Source organism: Bradyrhizobium sp. CCGUVB14 (assembly GCF_024199935.1).
GTDB lineage: Bacteria > Pseudomonadota > Alphaproteobacteria > Rhizobiales > Xanthobacteraceae > Bradyrhizobium.
Genome location: NZ_JANADS010000001.1, coordinates 3,252,923 through 3,269,857, shown reverse-complemented (window position 1 = coordinate 3,269,857; position 16,935 = coordinate 3,252,923). Strand labels below are relative to the sequence as shown.

The window sequence follows — 16,935 nt, the reverse complement described above, 5'->3', positions numbered from 1 at the left end:
TCATCAGCCCTGCGCTGAGCCACCCGTCGGACCAATCGGCTCGTCTGTGCCCAGGCGATCATCGATATAGCGCCGGAGCGCGGCAGCCGCGTTGAGCATGTGAGCGCGCATGCGCCGCGCTGCAGTGTCACCGTCCCCCTCCGCGATCGCCTGCATGATGGCATCATGCTCGTCGCGAGACTTGCGAATGCGATCGCCCTGCCGCAACTGGGTGCGGCGGAAGGCGCTGAGCCGCGCACGGACATCCTGCGCCTGCTCGGCCATGAACGAGTTGTGCGTCGCGCTGTAGATACATTCATGGAAGGTGCGGTTGAAGGCGTCATAGGCATCGACGTCATTGGCCTCGACCATCGCCAGCGAGCTCTCGTGAAGCTCGATCAAATGACTGCGCTCGAGCGGCGTCATGCGATAGGTCGCGAGGCGCACGCACATGGCTTCCACCTCGGCGCTGGTCTCGAACATGTCCATGATGCGCTCGGGCGTCATCCGCGCCACCACGACCCCGCGACGGCCCCGGACCTCGACCAGCCCGCTGACGACGAGCTGGCGCAGGGCCTCGCGCACGGGCGTGCGGGAAGCTCCAAAGCGATCGGCAAGCTGCTGCTCTTCCAGAGCCGAACCGGCGACGAGCGCACCCGACGCAATCTCGTCCGTGAGCGCATTGCGGATGCGATCGGAGAGAAGCCCGCCGTCTTCTTCTGCTTCGGCTGCAACTTTGAACAGACCTGCCATTCAGCTTCCTATGATTGCGCGCACCGCGAAGTAGAGGATGGACGGTGCGACCAGGCATCCGAGGCCCGTGTGAAACGTCGCGGTCAATGCGCCGTAAGGCACGAGGCGACGATCGGTCGCCGCAAGTCCTCCGGAAACGCCGCTGACCGTTCCCATCAAGCCGCCGAACACCATCGCGCTGCGCGGATTGTTGAGGCCGATCATCCCGGCAACGAAGGGCGTCCCGATCATCACGATCACCGCCTTGAATACACCGGTCGCGATCGAGAGAGCAATGACCGGTGATGACGCGCCGATCGCTGCCCCCGTGACCGGACCGACGATGTAGGTGACCGCGCCGGCGCCGATCGTCGTGAGCGATTCGGCATCAGTGTAGCCAAACGCTGCGGCGACGAGAACGCCCAGAATGAACGGAACGACCGTCCCCAATCCGAGCGCGACCGCACCGATCAATCCCGCCTTGCGCGCATGGACGACATCGACCTCGAAGGCGGTGGCGACGATGGCGAAGTCCCGCAGCATCGCGCCGCCCATCAGGCCGATCCCGGTCAGCGCAGGCCAGTCGGCGACGCCCTTTTCACCGCCAGTGGCGACGCCGCCGAAAAAGGCCAGCAACAGACCCAACATGATCGCGATCGCCGAGCCGTAGATGCGTCCGAAGGTCAGGTATTTCGAGATCGCTCCGGAAATCCACATCAGGATCCCGACGGCGGCGAACGCGGTGATCAGCGAATTGGCGGCGAGAACGTGAGATATCATGGTCATGCAACCCTCCCGGACTTGAAGTGAGGCACGCTGGCCTCGAGTGCCTCTCGGGCCTCGATCTCGTCCATGGTCTCGACGGGGCCACTGAGCTTTCCGATCAGAGCCACCATCGCGAAACACACCGCGACCGCGCCGGCGCCGGCAATGACGACGATCGGACCGCCCTTTGCCGCAGCAACGACGTTCTGCTGCGCGGCCATGGCGACCACGATCGGAATGTAGAAGCTGCCCCAGAACTCGACGCCGGTCTTGAGACCGTGGCTGAGCAGGCCGTGCCGCACCAGCCAGAGCCGGGCCGCAATCAGGAACATCATCGCAATGCCGACGCCGCCGACATTGGCCTTTACGCCGAGGGCGACGCCGAGCAGGTCGCCAAGCAGGCTACCCAAGAGCGTGCAGATCGCGAGGAGCGCGACGCCGGAAATGGTCACGGGCGCCTCCCCTCGGTGCGCGAAGTGCGGTTCCCCCGGCAGGGGCGCTTTGTATGCATTCGCACCATAAATTTCCTCCTGTGTATGCGAATATCCATCGCTTATAAATTGGCGTATACATTAATTGACAACGGAAGGCAATACGCATACATTAAGCGACATCAAAGCCAGTTCCCGCATGCCAAGGAGCCGAAATGAGCGATTGGGGTATGCAAAAGGCCGCACTTTGCGAGCGCCTGGCGGCCGGCCGACTGCACGCCAAGGGCAAGGTCGTCCCGATCCCGAACCTGGGTGCGTTCCTGAAGGCGGTGGTCCGGTCGGGCGATCGGGTGTGCCTGGAGGGCGACAACCAGAAGCAGGCCGATATCCTCGCCTCGGCGCTCGCCAGCCTTGAGCCGGCGGACGTCCATGATTTGCACATGGTGCAGTCGGGCGTGGTGCTGCCCGCGCATCTCGACATCTTCGAGAAGGGCATCGCGCGGCGGCTCGACTTCTCCTATTCGGGCCCGCAAGCGGCGCGCATCGCGCGCATGCTGTTCGGCGGCAAGATCGAGCTAGGCGCCGTCCATACCTATCTCGAGCTGTTCGCGCGCTACTTCATCGACCTCACGCCGAACGTCGCGCTGATCGCGGCCGTCAGCGCCGACAAGGACGGCAATCTCTACACCGGGCCGAACACCGAGGACACGCCGACCGTCGTCGAGGCAACCAGCTACAAGAACGGTCTCGTCGTGGCCCAGGTCACCGAGATCGTCGACAAGGTGCCGCGCGTCGACATCCCCGGCGACCTCGTGCATTTCGTGGTCGAGGCCGGCCGCCCCTTCTATGTCGAGCCGCTGTTCACACGCGATCCCGCCGCGATCACCGAGACCCAGATCCTGACGGCGATGCTCGCCATCAAGGGCATCTACGCGCCCTACGGCGTGCGCCGGCTCAATCACGGCATCGGCTTCAACACCGCCGCGATCGAGCTCTTGCTGCCGACTTATGGCGAGAAGCTCGGCCTCAAGGGCAAGGTCTGCACGCACTTTGCGCTCAATCCGCACCCCACGATGATTCCGGCAATCGAAGCCGGCTGGGTCGAGCAGATCCACTGCTTCGGATCGGAAGTCGGCATGGAGGATTACGTCGCGGCGCGCTCCGATGTGTTCTTCACCGGCCCCGACGGCTCGCTGCGTTCGAACCGTGCGTTCTGCCAGACGGCGGGCCTCTATGCCTGCGACATGTTCATCGGATCGACGCTTCAGATCGATCTGGAGGGTCATAGCTCGACGGTAACGACCAGCCGCATCGCCGGCTTCGGCGGTGCGCCCAACATGGGCTCCGATCCGCGTGGCCGCCGCCATCCGAGCGAGCCCTGGCTCAAGGCCGGCGCCGAGGCCGATCCCGATACCAACGCCGCGCTGCGTCGCGGCCGCAAGCTGGTGGTGCAGATCGGCGAGACCTTTGGCGAGCGCAACGCTCCGCTGTTCGTCGAGCGGCTCGATGCGCTCGATCTGGCACGCGAGCTCAAGCTCGATCTGGCGCCGGTGATGGTCTACTCCGACGACGTCACCCACATCGTCACCGAGGAAGGCATCGCCAACCTCCTGATGTGCCGCAGCAAGGACGAGCGCGAGCAGGCCATCCGCGGCGTTGCCGGCTACACCGAGATCGGCCGCGCGCGCGATGCGAGGCTGGTCGAGCAGCTCCGGCAGCGCGGCGTGATTCAGCGCCCCGAAGATCTCGGCATCGACCCGCTCGACGCCGACCGCAATCTGCTCGCGGCCCGTTCGATCAAGGATCTCATGCTGGCTTCCGGCGGCCTCTACCGCCCGCCCAGCCGCTTCCGCAATTGGTGAGGTTTGCATGGAAAAGCTCAGCTTCAGACTGTCTGCCCCCAGGCGCGCCGGCGGCACCCGCACGCAGGCGATCGTCGGCGTCGTCGCCTCCGGCAATCTCGAAGTGCTGCTGGAGCGCAGCGCGTCGCCGGATGTCTGCACCATCGACATCGCAACGGCGGCCCATGGCTTCGGCATGGTGTGGGACGCCGTCGTTCGCGATTTCGTCGCCCGCCGCTCGGCCGGCGGCTTGCACATCTCCGTCAATGACGGCGGCGCCCGGCCCGACACGGTTGCGCTGCGGCTGGCACAAGGCGTCCGCAAGATCGAGGAGCCGGAACGATGACACAGGTGGCAGCCAACAATGTTTCGCTGAGCTGGTACGAGGCGAGCGCCCGGCAGCGCATCGACGCGCTGGTCGATGCCGGCAGCTTTGCCGAATTCATCGGCCCCGAATTGCGCGAGATCAGCCCGCATCTGGCGATCTTCGACCTGCCGGAGCAGTTCGATGACGGCATGGTCATCGGACGCGGCCAGCTGGATGGCGCGCCGGTTTTCGTCGCCGCGCAGGAGGGACGCTTCATGGGCGGCGCCTTCGGCGAGATCCACGGCGCCAAGCTCACTGGCCTGTTGCGCGCGGCCCGCGCGCTCAAGCAGGACATGCTGATCCTGTTCGACACCGGCGGCGTGCGGCTTCAGGAAGCCAATGCCGGCGAGCTCGCGATCGCCGAGATCATGCGCGCCGTGATCGAGGCGCGCCGTGCCGGCGTCAAAATCGTCGGCCTGATCGGCGGGCGCGCCGGCTGCTATGGCGGCGGCAGCCTGATCGCCGGCACTTGCTCGCGCCTGATCATCTCCGAGCAGGGCCGGCTCAGCGTCAGCGGCCCCGAAGTGATCGAGACCAACAAGGGCATCGAGGAATTCGACTCGCGCGATCGCGCGCTGGTCTGGCGCACCATGGGCGGCAAGCACCGCTACCTCATCGGCGGCGCCGATACATTCGTCGACGACGACGCACTGGCTTTTCGGCAAGCCGCGATCGATGCACTCGACCTCGGCACGCGATGCGACGTCACTGTTCTCGAAGCCGAACAGGCGCGTCTTGAGCGACGGTTGCAGCGCTTTGGCGAGAGCGAGGACGCGGTCGAGATCTGGCAGGCACTCGGCATCGGCGATCCGACCGAGGTTCCCGCACTTCCAACCGGCGCGTTCCTTCGCGCCGCTACTAACAGGGAGAACGCCGATGACGCTCGATGACATCCTGGCCGGCCTGTTCCCGAACGGCCGCAAGATCGAAGTCAACGGCGCGATGATCTCGGGACAAGCGGTGCTGCCTGACGGCGGACTGGTCCACGTGCTCGGCATCGTCGAGGGCAAACCGCTGGGCGTGGACGAAGCCATCGTGCTCGCGCGGCGCGTCATCGAGATCGTCAAGTCAGGCGATCGCGCGCCGATCCTGGTCCTGGTCGATTCCGCCAGTCAGCGCATGAGCAAGCGCGACGAGTTGCTCGGCCTCAGTGAGTATCTCGCGCATCTCGCAAAGGCGCTGTTGTTGGCAGAGACCGAAGGACACCGCACCATCGGCCTGCTCTATGGCGGCAGCGCGGCCGGCGCGTTCATCGCAACGGCGCTCGCCACCGGCACGCTGGTCGCGCTGCCCGGCGCTCATCCCGCGGTGATGGACCTGCCCTCGATGGCACGGGTCACCAAGCTGCCGATCGATGTGTTGAAAGCCAAGGCCGAGGCAACGCCGGTGTTCGCGCCCGGGCTCGACAACATCGTGCTGACAGGCGGCATTCATGCCGTCTGGGACGAAGCTGCACCGCTGGCGCCGCAGCTTGCCGCCGTGCTGCAACAGCCGCAGGGACAGGATGATCGCAGCCGGCTCGGCGCCGAGCGTGGCGGCCGGCGCAAGGCGGCCGAGATCGCCGATCGCGTTGTCGCGCTTGCGGCGCCCCGACGTCAGGAGGCGCGACATGGCTGAAGCTCTTGCGCGCCACAGCATGGTGAAGGCTGCCGCATCCGCCTGGACCGCTGTGATGAACCGTTATCCCGAGCTCGCCAGCGAGCCCATCGTCGCAGGCTGGGCACACGCCGGTCGTCCCCTCATCGTTCGCCGGCCGGCTTGCAGCGACGTTGCGGGCATGATTCCGCTCGGCCTGCCACTGCCGCCAAGCCACGGCAAACGGCGCATCGCAGTCTCGCTCGCCGCCGCCGATATCGTTGCATCCGCTCCCCCTCCCTTGTTGGCCGATGCCGCCGCGGCGGCGCCTGCGCACTGGCGCACGACCATCGACCTGCTGCTTCAACTTCTGCCGGAGACGCGCACGTTCGGCAGTCTGGCCTGGCAACACCTCACCGGCCTTCCCTATCTGACTGAGAGTTCGGACCTCGACCTGCTCTGGCCGCTGTCATCAATGGCGCAAGCGAAAACCCTGCCGTCCGCGATCGCTGGAATTGCCAAGCAGGCGCCGATGCGGCTGGACGGCGAGATCACGGGCCCCGCCGGCGGCGTGCAATGGCGCGAACTGACCGGCACTGACGAGGACGAAGTCCTTGTGAAAAGTCCAGCCGGCGTCGCAAGCATGGCACGCGCAGCGTTTCTGGCGGGGGCAGTGTCATGAACCTTGCGCTCAGATGGCAGGCGCTGCCGCAACGCGCATTCCGAGCGGAGCAGCTCGGTCATCTCGCCTCGCTCTGCCTGAAGCTCGAGGTCGAGACCTATCCGAAGCCGGGCCTGGTCAGTCATGTCGACAACGGCGCGCATCGCGATATGGACGCCGCCCTGCTGTGCCTGAGCGCGGACACGCTGGCGCCGTTTTTCGGCGAGCTCGCCGCCGCGGGCGCCGAGGGTGCCGGCATGGACCGGCTGCGCGCGATCGGGGTTGCGGCCGAGCGCGCGATGCTGGCAGCGACCTCCGGTGCGAATACGCATCGCGGAGCGATCTTCGGGCTGGGTCTGCTCTGCGCTGCAGCCGGCTATCGCAGCGCGCTCGGCATCCGCAAGCCGGTCGGCGAATTGGTGTCGCAACGCTGGGGCGAGGCCATCCTCGACGGCCCGATCTCACTGCGCAGTCATGGCGCGATGGCATCGCGCCGCTATGGCGCCGGCGGCGCGAGGGCGGAAGCCGCTTGCGGCTTCCCCTCCGTCTATGACATCGCTCTTCCCGCTCTGTACGCGGCGCGCAAGCTCGCACCTCTCGACGAAGAGGCGGTTCGCGTTCAGACCTGCATGGCGCTGATCGCAGATGTTGCCGACACCAATTTGTTGCACCGAGGCGGAACCGACGGATTGCGCTTTGCGCAAACCAGTGCGTCCGGATTTCTGGCCTCGGGCGGAATTGGTTGCCCGGACTGGCGCGACCGCGCAGCTCAAATCCACCAGGCTTTCGTCGCACGCAATCTCAGTCCCGGCGGTTCGGCGGATCTGCTCGCCATGACGCTCTTCATCGACCGGATAGAACACTGATGCTTGCATTGCTCTGCGGCGGACAAGGTACGCTCTCGGACAAGATCTTCGATCTTGTCGCGGACCAGCCTGCCGCGGAGCCGGTTTTCGTCGCGGCAACCGCTTGTCTCGGCCAGGATCCGCGGGAATTCGTCAGGACGCGCGGCGCGGACGAGTTGTCCGTCAACCAAATCAGCCAGATCCTGACCGTCACATCGGCGCTCGCGATCCACGCCTGCATTGCCGACCTCCTGACCGAAGAGACCGCCGTCACGGGCTACAGCGTCGGCGAGATGGCAGCCTGGAGTGTTGCGGGAATATGGCCCGCCGCCGAAGCCCTGCGACTGACCGATATTCGCGCGCGGTTGATGGATCGCGTGGCAGGTCAGGACGGCCGCCTCGGCTATGTCCGCGGCCTCGATCGGGCCATGCTGCAACCGTTGCTCGACAAGCACGGCTGCGAGATCGCTATCAGGAACCCCGATCGTCTCCATGTAATCGGCGGCATGGAGCAGGATGTCATCAATCTCTGCCAGGAGGCGTCGACACAAGGCGCCGCGCGCGCCGGCCTTCTCGCCGTCAGGATCGCCTCGCACACCTCGCGACTCGAACCGGCCTGCGTCCCCCTGCTTCAGGCGCTCATGGCAAGCACGCGCGCGCCCGTCGCATATCAGCTGCTCCTCCTCGCCGGTGATGGCGGCGAACGCATCTTCTCCGCATCCGATGCGACGGCAAAGCTCGCCGACCAGGTCGCATGCCCGATCGACTGGGCGGCGACGCTGGAGGCTCTTGCAGAGCAAGGCGTCGACCGCGTGCTGGACCTCGGTCCGGGACACGCGCTGGCCGAGATGATGCAAGGCTCTTATCCCTCGATCCGCTGCTATTCTGCCGACGGATTTCGCTCAGCGGGCGGTTTGCGGAGATGGATCACCTCGGAATGAGGCGGGCCGGCCGAGCACGCTCGCAGGAGCTCCCCAACCAAGCCGGTTTCGCGCGATATTTCAGGCGAAGCGGAAAATCTGGCTGGGGCGGGAGGGATCGAACCTCCGAATGGCGGAATCAAAACCTGCTTGATTAGTGAGTGATTTCAGGGCGCATTTGGAAAAAACGTTCGAATTCGCCCCTAGCAATATCAATTGCTTAGCTAGCATTTCCAAACAGGGAAGCGCTTCGCCCCAGTGCAGATTGTACGCGAACACGGCGCAAGGTCGGGCCCACTCCTGCCGATCAATCCAAATCGATTTGGTTACAGGCGAATTATAGTTTGCCCAAGACCTGCGATCTCTGCGTTCGGGGTTTCGGTGATCAAGCGGTGGTCAGAAATCTGCATCGATATGACGAGGCATCGAGCACTCCATTGGTAATGGAGAGGTCGACAGTTCAATCCTGTCTGGCAGCACCATTCAAATCAAATACTTAGCGAGAAGCGTGCTCCACCGCAAAAGCGGGCCGGAAGCACATCGGAAGCACGGCGGGCAGATCGTGGCCGCCCGCCATGTCCGTCGTCCGACGATCAGTGCAGCTGCAAGCGTGCTTCCATCTGGCCTTTTGCCGTGGGCATTCGCCTTGCCATCCACAGAGGCCGGACGGGCTTGCACGATGCTTCTGCGGCAAGGCCGTCACCATCCCATACCGTTGAATCACAAGTCCTCGCCTCGCACAGCCAGGCTGCAGCATGAAACATGTCCGAGCCCGGCCCTACGCTGACCCTGAAACCGCCGCGCCCCAGCTCGTGGAGCTAGCCGCCAGACCTTCGCCTTTAGCCCGCGTCAGATACCTATCCAAAATTTTTTCGGCCCCTCTTGAAACAAAAACCGGCTTTGCTAATTTTTGTGTCGCCATCCAACGATGGCGTCCGGGCGCCTCACGGGCCTGGGCCAAGAGACGGGCACCGGTTGTGTCCGGTGCCGCTCGTAGACATCTTGCTCTTAGGAGGATTTGGCTATGCGCACCTACGATTTCGCCCCCCTCTGGCGCTCGAGCATTGGTTTCGACCGCCTTTTTGACCTCGCGGAAACCGCTCAGCGGGCCAGCGACGTCAATTACCCGCCCTACAACATCGAGCGTCTCGCCGACGACCGTTATCAAATCTCGCTGGCGGTTGCGGGCTTTTCACCGGAAGACATCGTCATCACCGCCGAACAGAACGTGGTGACGGTGGAAGGCAGAAATTCCGACAAGACCGAGCGTGATTTCTTCTACCGCGGTATCCCGGCTCGCGGCTTCAAGCGCCAATTCAGCCTGGCCGAATATGTCGAGGTCAAAAGCGCTGCCTTCGACAACGGATTGCTGACCATCGAGCTCGTTCGCGAGATCCCGGAAGCGATGAAGCCGCGCCGGATTGCGATCGGCCATTCTCCAAGCGGGAGCGTGCGGAGGCTGGAAACCAAAGCCGCCGCCTAATAGGCGTGCCGAGGAGCCGCGCGGCCGGTCGTGCGGCTCCATCCATTCGTCAATGAAAGGGAGAGAGGACCATGCGGCCGACGACCGCTGACGACAACGTTTTTGACTTCGACGCGCTGCTTCATCCCGGCACGGTCTTTGAGACACCTAAAGACGTCGTGGATAACCCGGTCCTGACGTTGGCCGAGAAGCGCGCAATTCTGGCTTCATGGGCGTCCGATGCATCTGGGATCGCATCTTGCCCTTCCATGCGTGCACCTGACGGGCTCAAGAAGCCCGTGTCGATCGACGACATATTGGACGCGCTGTGCACCCTGGACGAAGGGCCTCGGACCCCACCTGGTGGAAAGCCCTGCCGCCTTCGTTCGACCGATCGTGCGGCCGCGGCCTAAAGGTTGGAGCCTCAGATGACAATGGACGAAAAACTGGCGCGGCTTCGCGCCCATCGCAACAATGTCCACCGTTACCGCCGCCTGCTGAGCACTCGTCTCTCAGATCTCGAGCGCGAATTCTTGATGAAGCGACTCTCGGAGGAGCAAATTGCGATTGACGCGTTATCGGCCACGACTTTCCCATTCTCCTTGCCTGTCGACCGTCCTGCCCTCGATGGGGCATCATCCGGGGTGGCTCAACTTCAATGCTGGAACTGATGTTGATCGATCGGGGGCGCCGTGGTTGGGACTGGCGAGTTTGCGACCAGTCCGGCACTGTCCTGGACAAGGGCCGTGAACGAACCCGAATGGCCGCGAGATACCGAGGCTATCAAGCGATGTTTCTATTGCTCGCAAGCGGAGCCCGGCTAATCGATCCGGGGCCGTTGGCGCCATAAGATGAGCTTACGGACTGCCGGAACGCGGCGGCCTGCAAAGGGCCGCTGCGTAGACGCCACTCCGTGACTAGCGGATTCTAGGCAACTGATCCAAGTTTTGCCCCGCTAATCCTGGTTTCGATCCAAAATTTCACGGACCTTCAGTGCTAATCTTGCTTGAGTAACCGGCTTTTCCAGAAGGTCAACGCCCTCATCGAGTCTCCCATGGTGAACGACTGCGTTGCGCGAATAACCCGTCATGTAAAGGATCCTGAGATGTGGTCTGATCGCCCGCGCGCGTTTTCCCAACTCGCGTCCGTTGATGCCCGGCATGACCACGTCGGTCAGAAGGAGATCAACTTGCTGGTTCTCCTGCAATAGAATTGTCAAAGCCGCCTGCGCGCTGCCGGCAGATAGGACCCGATAATTGAGATCGCGCAGCACATCTGAAAGATAGCCCCTAAGATCGGCATCATCTTCAACGACGAGAATAGTCTCGATGGAAGCGCCTTCCGATATGAACTCTTCCGTATCATCCGCATCAGGCTGCGCGCTGCCGGTGTAACGGGGAAAATACATCTTGATGCTCGTACCTTCCCCCACCTCGCTGTAGATCTTCACATGACCGCCTGACTGTTTCACGAAGCCATACACTTGGCTCAGTCCCAGGCCGGTCCCCTGGCCCGGCTCCTTGGTCGTGAAGAATGGCTCGAAGACATGATTTAGAATCTCCGGGGTCATGCCAGATCCCGTGTCACTCACGCAGATGACGACATACTGACCGACGATGAGCTCCGGGTTAGCACGTGAATAGTCTTCATCGGCAGAGACGTTCGTTGCCTCTATTGTGAGCTTTCCACCATTAGGCATCGCATCGCGGGCATTGATCGCCAGATTGACAATCGTTGATTCCAGATGATTCAGGTCCGCTTCGATCTGCCACAGGCCGGCACCGCCTACGGTTTGCACTTCGATACGTTCGCCCAACGTGCGCTGCAGAAATTCCTGCATGCCACCAAGGAAGCTGTTGAGGTTGATCGGTTTCGGGTCCAGCGCTTGGCGGCGGGAGAAGGCCAGCAACCGGCTGGTCAGCGCCGTAGCCCTTTGAGCGCCACGCTTTGCGTTGGCCAGCGCACGATGGAGATTCGGCCCGCCGATATTGCGGCTGTTTCGCTCCGCGTTCTCGAGATTGCCAAGAACGATCATGAGCAGATTGTTGAAGTCATGAGCGATGCCGCCGCTCAGCTGTCCGATCGCTTCAAGCTTTTGCGACGCGGCTAGTTGTTCCTGGACTCGTTGAAGCTCGTCCTGAGCCTGCTTTCGCTCGGTGAGATCGCGTGTCACCTTTGCAAAGCCGATGGTCTCACCGCTCTCGTCGGTAATGCGGTCGATAATCACTGAAGCCCAGAAGCGCGTGCCGTCCTTTCGCATGCGCCAGCCCTCTGCTTCGAAGCGGCCTCTTTCGGCGGCCTCCGCCAACGCTGTTTTCGGCACTTGCTTTTCAAGATCCTCGGGCGTGTAGAAGGTGCTGAAATGCCGGCCTATGATCTCTTCCGGTCGATATCCTTTGATGCGCTCCGCACCAGGGTTCCAGGTCGCCACGTGCCCTGAGGCGTCCAGCTGGAAAATAGCGTAATCGACAACGGCTTCGACGAGCCGGCGATAGCGTCGTTCGCTTTCCAGGAGGTCGTTGTGGGCCTGCTGCCGTTCAGTGATATCGCGCGTGACCTTCGCGAACCCGATCAGCCCGCCGTCTTCGGCACGTATCGCGTCAAGCACGACGAGGGCCCAGAATCGGCTGCCATCTTTTCTGACCCGCCAACCCTCGGAAGCAAAGCGCCCAGTCGCTGCAGCCGTTGCCAAAGCCTTTTTCGGTAAGTCCTTTTCTCGATCTTCCGGCGTGTAAAAGGTCGAGAAAGACTTTCCTATGATCTCATCGGCGACATAGCCTTTGAGGCGCTCAGCACCCTTGTTCCAGCTTCTCACCACGCCGTCGGCGTCAAGCATGAAGATGGCGTAGTCGACGATGGCATTGAGCATCAGGTCGAGGCTCGGAGAGCCCGCAGCGACACCTGTTTTCATATATTGAAACTCGCAATGGCGGGGTAGCGAAACGTCGGACCGCAGGGAATGTTCCTGAAGACCGAGCTCCGTCGTTGCGACACATTACAATTTTTCACGAATAATGCTGCAGGGCACACTGATCCAAAGCCGCTCCGCTATCGTATCTGTGGCGGAGGCCCACATGGAACGCGACAAAATCCTGCTGTTTCCATATCCCGTTCACGACCTGTCATCAGAGGAGTGCGCTTTCCGTCTAACGGAGCTCAGTGAGGAATTGAAAGCAGTACTTTTAAGTGGGGAGGACGGGTATGCCCAGCAGCTTGCACGTATCGAGAAAGCAAGCATTCTGCTGAAGAACATTAGCCTTCTTGTGTCGCGGGGGAGCGACAGGCAGCGCGCAACCGAGACGTTCGAACGGGTGATGCTTTCCATTGCCGAATTGCGGTCAAAGTTGCGGAAGGACGCGTAAATCGACCTGGCTTGGCATTTGAACAAGGTCGGCTCGGGGGCCACGCAAGAACACAACTGCAAAAGTTTAATCTGGAACTCTCACATTTGTTGGCGCGGGATCGGTAATGAAGTTCAGGATGTCGACGGCGCGCTAAGCGTATTCTGAGTGGCGCGCTCGCGGCCCCGGCGTTCTCCTCCTCTCCAGCCCGGAGGCGCTTGGGGCCGTCGCGCGGATTGGCCCGCTAGGACGGCGCGCAGTAACCTCTCACTTAAAAGCACCGAAGTCCGATAAGATCCATTAACGGACCCCAGCACCACGTCCGTCGTCCGCAGTTCAAGTCCGCGAATGACCCTGATCGGAAATCACCCCTCCGGTACTCCGGCGATGTACAATCCCTTGACCATGCGCTTGGCCCCTGCGACGAACTTCGCGTCCCCGCGCAATGGAATGTTTCTGAAGCGACGGATAGTAAACCTTGGATCAAGAACAAGGCCCGTTTTCGCGGCCACTTGCGCCTCGTCTGGCCTCCCAAGAAGTGCAAGCGCTGCAGCGTACCCAAAATGCAGAAGCGGATAGTTTCGGTTGACCTCGATTCCGCGAGCAAACCAAGCGGCTGCTTCAGCGTCTGCTTCGATCTGCAGTTTGGCAAAGCCCGCCGTGTTCATCCATCGGAAGGCGGAGATATCGCGAGGGGACAGCCGCAGTGCTTCGTTGACGTGGGATTCAGTATCAGCGGCGCAGCCCAGATAGTGTTTGGCGATGCCCATTAATTCGTGCGCGTCCGCCAAATTACGATCCAGGCTCAAGGCTCGCTCGCACTCAGCCACGCCTTGGGACACTCTATTCGTATGGACTAGTAGAAGGGCAAGGGTGAAATGAGCCCAGGCATGGTCAGGTGCAAGGCACAGCGCCTTCAGCACGATTGTCTCTCCCGCTTTCAGGTGCTCTTGGGGGTGGTCGGTTAAGAACAACACTCCAAGCGCTGCCTCGACCGTCGCCGTCCAGCTCAGGGCATCGACATTATTAGGATCGATTGCCAGAGCAAGTTCAAGAGAATTGCGAGATTCTGTCAGATATTCTAGTGTCAGCCCCTTGTTGAAGGAGTGGCGCCCCTGGAAATAGAGATCCATGGCATCGGGATTCAACGTTCTTGCCGCGCGACGCGCCTCGGCAACAATGAGTTGGCTATCTAATGTCCGAGCAATCCTAGCTACAATTTCGTCCTGCATGTTGAGCAGATCGGCGATGGGCTTGTCGAAGCGATCGGCCCACAGGTGATTGCCCGTCTTGGCATCGATTAATTGAACATTCACCCGGAGACGATTGTCGCAACGCTGCACCGAACCTTCAAGCGCGTAGCGAACATTCAATTCCCGACCAATCTGCCGGGCATCGACCAATTTGCCTTTGTAGCTAAACGCGGTGTGCTGGCCGATAACAAATGAGCCACTGATGCGCGACAAATCTGTGGTGAGGCTCCCGGTCACACCATCTACAAAGTAGTCCTGCTCCGGATCGCCGCTGAGGTTGACGAAGGGCAGCACAACGATGGAAAGGCGAGGTGGCGAACCCACGCGCTGAGACGGTGTCGCTGGGCTGAATTGATCCATTACGGCGTAAACTCGAACCGGACGGCCGATGTTCTTAAATTCCTGTTCGCCGAGATCGGCAAACCTATCGCCGATCTTGCCTTGGACTTGATCGTAAACAGCCGAGGAGATGCAGATGCCGCCGGGAGTTGCGACGCTCTCGAGCCGTGCCGCGATATTGACGCCATCCCCAAAGATGTCGTGGGGCTCGACGATTACATCACCAATATTGACGCCCACCCGAAAAGCGATACGGCTGTCCTCCCGGTCGGCATTGGTAAGTTCGCGAACGCGAGCTTGGAATTGCATCGCAGCCCGAACTGCTTCGACGGCACTTGGAAACTCTGCCAAGAACCCGTCGCCGGTGTTTTTCACGATGCGACCGCCGTGTTCCTCGATTGCGGGCTCGACGCCGCTGGCGAGAAGCGCCATCAGCTTGGCGTGCGTAGCCTCTTCATCTTCGTGCATAAGTCGTGAATATCCGGACACGTCGGCCGCGAGTATCGCCGATAACCTCCGCTCGATCCGAACTGACCGCTCTTGCGCCATGGCCGACAAATCCTGTCTGGCACATTCCTACGCTGGATCACGGGCGACAACAAACACGCACTACCTCCAAGCGCATGCCTGCGCGAAACGACAGCGACACTGACCGTGTCGTAGGAAATGTTCAATGGTCACCAGGAGTTCGCCTTCTGACCCTTAGCCGACTTCCTGACCGCCCGAAGCCTAGCGTCCGATAACAGCCCTTAGCGGACTCCAAGGCTTCACTCCCCTGCTCCGCCGACGTCCGCTTCTGACCCACAGCAGTCATCGCCGATGCCTAATAGCCTTTCAAACATATGCTACTTTAAGGAGGGCGATAGTCGTGAGGACAGAATGAGACGGCGCGAGTTCATGTGCCTGATTGCGAGCGTAACGGCGTGGCCACTTGCAGTGCGGGCGCGGCAAACATCCAGCAAGGTGTGGCGCATTGCCTACCTGCATCCGGGCTTCTTGGACAACCCCGCGGATCGCGAACTATTCGACGCCTTCCGCGCGGAGATGCAGCGGCTCGGCTACACCGACGGCGACAATCTGGTGATCGACACCAGAGGAGCGGAAGGAAAATCAGAACGATTACCGCAGCTAGCGCATGATCTGGTTGAACTCCATCCAGACGCATTTGTTGCCGTAGCGACACCCGCGATTGCTGCGGCCCAGCATGCTACATCGAACATTCCCATTGTAATGTGTCCGTCCACCGATCCAATCGGTTCTGGCTTTGTCAAAAGCCTAGCCCATCCAGGAGGAAATATTACCGGCATCGCGAATATGTATGGCGATGCGATTGGGAAATCGGTCGAACTCCTTCATGCCCTTCTTCCAAATGCAAAGCGTATTGCGGTGCTGATGTCTTCAAATCCTACTCATCCGCACCAGTACGAATTGACGGAGGTGGCCATCAAGCGCCTAGGTCTGGCAACCGTTCCAGTCCTTGCTCCCACACCCGCCGATCTTGAAAAGACCTTTGACAGGATGGAACAGGAAATGTGCGACGCGCTTTTTGTGCTCGCCGACCCAATCAGGCCAAGCATCGTAGCGCTGGCAGCGAAAAGAAATATACCAGCGGTCTTTCAATTTTCCAGCTATGTCGAAATGGGCGGCCTGGCGAGCTACGGCGCTAGCCTGAAGGAGATGTGGCGTAAGGCAGCGCAATATACCGACAAAATATTCAACGGTGCAAACCCGGCGGAATTTCCTGTCGAGCAGCCGGTCGCTTTTGAACTGGCCTTGAATGTCAAGACAGCCGGATCGCTCGGCCTAGCAATTCCCGAGAGTGTTCTGGCCCGAGCCGATAAGATCATCGAGTGAGATTTCCGCTTGTGGCCCTTAGCCGACCTTCCGACCGTCCACTTTCTGGAGTCCGATAACAGCCCTTGACGGACTCCAGAGCGGTGATCGCGCAGGCTTGTGAAGAACCGAGCTCCCAAAGAGCCGCCACGAAACGACTTCACTTTTTGGGATGAAGTGCAACTTTCTGCGCTTCAAGGTTTCTTGTCACCCGAGCGGTAGCGTCGAGAGCTTGCCGGTCGGTGATTTGCCGCGCGAGGCCACGGTAGTGAGCGATGGTGGCGTCTATCTCTGAACACTTCTCGCACATCGGGTCCGCTCCTCTGATTGACGAGAGCGCAGTTATGTCTCTCAGCGCCCACGCTAGGTTCAAAGCGGCGATGCCAGGACAACAATCAAAACCGTCCTGCGTTCAATTTTCGGCAATCAGGAGACTGGCAATTTCGGATAGGGCCTAGGACTAGGAAGCGCATATATCAGCTCGCGCAGCTCAACGTTATCAAGCCATCGCGTCATGTGGGACGCCGTGGCCAGCGCGAAATGCCCGTCTCAAGAGCTCTTAGCACTCCAACCCTTCGTGACGGCATGTCC

17 protein-coding genes are annotated in these 16,935 nt (G+C 61.4%); 12 read left to right on the top strand and 5 right to left on the bottom strand.

Annotated elements, in window-relative coordinates; all coding sequences use genetic code 11:
* Positions 1-3: 3 nt before the first annotated feature.
* From NLM32_RS15230 to madL, 3 genes are read right to left on the bottom strand one after another with little or no spacing between them, the layout of a single operon-like run.
* Positions 4-732, bottom strand: a complete 729-nt coding sequence (locus NLM32_RS15230) for a GntR family transcriptional regulator (protein ID WP_254129765.1) — start codon at positions 730-732, stop codon at positions 4-6.
* Positions 733-1,497 (bottom strand): malonate transporter subunit MadM, encoded by a 765-nt coding sequence (gene madM / locus NLM32_RS15225; protein WP_254129764.1) that lies wholly within the window; start codon positions 1,495-1,497, stop codon positions 733-735.
* Positions 1,494-1,928, bottom strand: coding sequence for a malonate transporter subunit MadL (gene madL / locus NLM32_RS15220; RefSeq protein ID WP_254129763.1), 435 nt, complete (start codon positions 1,926-1,928; stop codon positions 1,494-1,496). The genes madM and madL overlap by 4 nt, the downstream gene beginning before the upstream one ends.
* Before the next feature lie 194 nt (positions 1,929-2,122).
* Here madL and mdcA point away from each other — a divergent pair, with 194 nt between their 5' ends.
* The 10 genes from mdcA to NLM32_RS15170 all read left to right on the top strand — a co-directional run bounded on the left by mdcA (position 2,123) and on the right by NLM32_RS15170 (position 10,249).
* Positions 2,123-3,769 (top strand): malonate decarboxylase subunit alpha, encoded by a 1,647-nt coding sequence (mdcA, locus tag NLM32_RS15215; protein ID WP_254129762.1) that lies wholly within the window; start codon positions 2,123-2,125, stop codon positions 3,767-3,769.
* A 7-nt stretch (positions 3,770-3,776) separates the two neighbouring features.
* Positions 3,777-4,094, top strand: a complete 318-nt coding sequence (mdcC, locus tag NLM32_RS15210) for a malonate decarboxylase acyl carrier protein (RefSeq protein ID WP_254129761.1) — start codon at positions 3,777-3,779, stop codon at positions 4,092-4,094.
* Positions 4,091-5,005 carry a biotin-independent malonate decarboxylase subunit beta gene (locus NLM32_RS15205; protein ID WP_254129760.1) on the top strand — a complete coding sequence of 305 codons (915 nt, stop codon included), beginning with the start codon at positions 4,091-4,093 and terminating at the stop codon, positions 5,003-5,005. Before mdcC ends, NLM32_RS15205 begins: the two co-directional genes overlap by 4 nt.
* On the top strand, positions 4,992-5,732 hold the full coding sequence (gene mdcE, locus NLM32_RS15200) for a biotin-independent malonate decarboxylase subunit gamma (protein WP_254129759.1): 741 nt from the start codon (positions 4,992-4,994) through the stop codon (positions 5,730-5,732). The genes NLM32_RS15205 and mdcE overlap by 14 nt, the downstream gene beginning before the upstream one ends.
* Positions 5,725-6,372 (top strand): malonate decarboxylase holo-[acyl-carrier-protein] synthase, encoded by a 648-nt coding sequence (mdcG, locus tag NLM32_RS15195; protein ID WP_254129758.1) that lies wholly within the window; start codon positions 5,725-5,727, stop codon positions 6,370-6,372. Before mdcE ends, mdcG begins: the two co-directional genes overlap by 8 nt.
* A complete protein-coding gene (gene mdcB, locus NLM32_RS15190; RefSeq protein WP_254129757.1) occupies positions 6,369-7,217 on the top strand; it encodes a triphosphoribosyl-dephospho-CoA synthase MdcB in 849 nt (282 codons plus the stop codon). The genes mdcG and mdcB overlap by 4 nt, the downstream gene beginning before the upstream one ends.
* Positions 7,217-8,137: an acyltransferase domain-containing protein gene (locus NLM32_RS15185; RefSeq protein WP_254129756.1), complete on the top strand. Its 921-nt coding sequence runs from the start codon at positions 7,217-7,219 to the stop codon at positions 8,135-8,137. Before mdcB ends, NLM32_RS15185 begins: the two co-directional genes overlap by 1 nt.
* 1,003 nt (positions 8,138-9,140) lie before the next feature.
* Complete coding sequence (locus tag NLM32_RS15180) at positions 9,141-9,599, top strand: Hsp20 family protein (protein WP_254129755.1); 459 nt, start codon at positions 9,141-9,143, stop codon at positions 9,597-9,599.
* Positions 9,600-9,670: 71 nt separating this feature from the next.
* The gene (locus NLM32_RS15175; protein WP_254129754.1) at positions 9,671-9,991 is read left to right on the top strand and encodes a hypothetical protein; all 321 of its coding nucleotides are present in this window, start codon (positions 9,671-9,673) and stop codon (positions 9,989-9,991) included.
* Positions 9,992-10,006: 15 nt separating this feature from the next.
* Positions 10,007-10,249: a hypothetical protein gene (locus NLM32_RS15170; RefSeq protein ID WP_254129753.1), complete on the top strand. Its 243-nt coding sequence runs from the start codon at positions 10,007-10,009 to the stop codon at positions 10,247-10,249.
* Positions 10,250-10,533: 284 nt separating this feature from the next.
* Here NLM32_RS15170 and NLM32_RS15165 read toward each other — a convergent pair whose 3' ends face one another.
* Positions 10,534-12,489, bottom strand: a complete 1,956-nt coding sequence (locus NLM32_RS15165) for a PAS domain-containing sensor histidine kinase (protein ID WP_254129752.1) — start codon at positions 12,487-12,489, stop codon at positions 10,534-10,536.
* Between the two features lie 163 nt (positions 12,490-12,652).
* On the opposite strand from NLM32_RS15165, the gene NLM32_RS15160 reads away from it, so the two are divergent.
* Positions 12,653-12,940, top strand: a complete 288-nt coding sequence (locus NLM32_RS15160) for a hypothetical protein (RefSeq protein WP_254129751.1) — start codon at positions 12,653-12,655, stop codon at positions 12,938-12,940.
* A gap of 344 nt (positions 12,941-13,284) precedes the next feature.
* On the opposite strand, the gene NLM32_RS15155 is transcribed toward NLM32_RS15160, so the two are convergent.
* Positions 13,285-15,060: an adenylate/guanylate cyclase domain-containing protein gene (locus tag NLM32_RS15155; protein WP_254129750.1), complete on the bottom strand. Its 1,776-nt coding sequence runs from the start codon at positions 15,058-15,060 to the stop codon at positions 13,285-13,287.
* A gap of 330 nt (positions 15,061-15,390) precedes the next feature.
* On the opposite strand from NLM32_RS15155, the gene NLM32_RS15150 reads away from it, so the two are divergent.
* Complete coding sequence (locus NLM32_RS15150; protein ID WP_254129749.1) at positions 15,391-16,365, top strand: ABC transporter substrate-binding protein; 975 nt, start codon at positions 15,391-15,393, stop codon at positions 16,363-16,365.
* The last annotated feature ends 570 nt before the right edge of the window (positions 16,366-16,935 follow it).

Excerpts from the sequence above, each read along its gene's own strand:
- NLM32_RS15150 (WP_254129749.1), top strand. The coding sequence starts at position 15,391 with ATGAGACGGCGCGAGTTCATGTGCCTGATTGCGAGCGTAACGGCGTGG.
- NLM32_RS15205 (WP_254129760.1), top strand. The coding sequence starts at position 4,091 with ATGACACAGGTGGCAGCCAACAATGTTTCGCTGAGCTGGTACGAGGCG.
- NLM32_RS15175 (WP_254129754.1), top strand. The coding sequence starts at position 9,671 with ATGCGGCCGACGACCGCTGACGACAACGTTTTTGACTTCGACGCGCTG.
- NLM32_RS15180 (WP_254129755.1), top strand. The coding sequence starts at position 9,141 with ATGCGCACCTACGATTTCGCCCCCCTCTGGCGCTCGAGCATTGGTTTC.
- madM (WP_254129764.1), bottom strand. The coding sequence starts at position 1,497 with ATGACCATGATATCTCACGTTCTCGCCGCCAATTCGCTGATCACCGCG.
- NLM32_RS15185 (WP_254129756.1), top strand. The coding sequence starts at position 7,217 with ATGCTTGCATTGCTCTGCGGCGGACAAGGTACGCTCTCGGACAAGATC.
- mdcB (WP_254129757.1), top strand. The coding sequence starts at position 6,369 with ATGAACCTTGCGCTCAGATGGCAGGCGCTGCCGCAACGCGCATTCCGA.
- mdcG (WP_254129758.1), top strand. The coding sequence starts at position 5,725 with ATGGCTGAAGCTCTTGCGCGCCACAGCATGGTGAAGGCTGCCGCATCC.
- NLM32_RS15160 (WP_254129751.1), top strand. The coding sequence starts at position 12,653 with ATGGAACGCGACAAAATCCTGCTGTTTCCATATCCCGTTCACGACCTG.
- mdcE (WP_254129759.1), top strand. The coding sequence starts at position 4,992 with ATGACGCTCGATGACATCCTGGCCGGCCTGTTCCCGAACGGCCGCAAG.
- NLM32_RS15230 (WP_254129765.1), bottom strand. The coding sequence starts at position 732 with ATGGCAGGTCTGTTCAAAGTTGCAGCCGAAGCAGAAGAAGACGGCGGG.
- NLM32_RS15155 (WP_254129750.1), bottom strand. The coding sequence starts at position 15,060 with ATGGCGCAAGAGCGGTCAGTTCGGATCGAGCGGAGGTTATCGGCGATA.
- mdcA (WP_254129762.1), top strand. The coding sequence starts at position 2,123 with ATGAGCGATTGGGGTATGCAAAAGGCCGCACTTTGCGAGCGCCTGGCG.
- mdcC (WP_254129761.1), top strand. The coding sequence starts at position 3,777 with ATGGAAAAGCTCAGCTTCAGACTGTCTGCCCCCAGGCGCGCCGGCGGC.
- NLM32_RS15170 (WP_254129753.1), top strand. The coding sequence starts at position 10,007 with ATGACAATGGACGAAAAACTGGCGCGGCTTCGCGCCCATCGCAACAAT.
- NLM32_RS15165 (WP_254129752.1), bottom strand. The coding sequence starts at position 12,489 with ATGAAAACAGGTGTCGCTGCGGGCTCTCCGAGCCTCGACCTGATGCTC.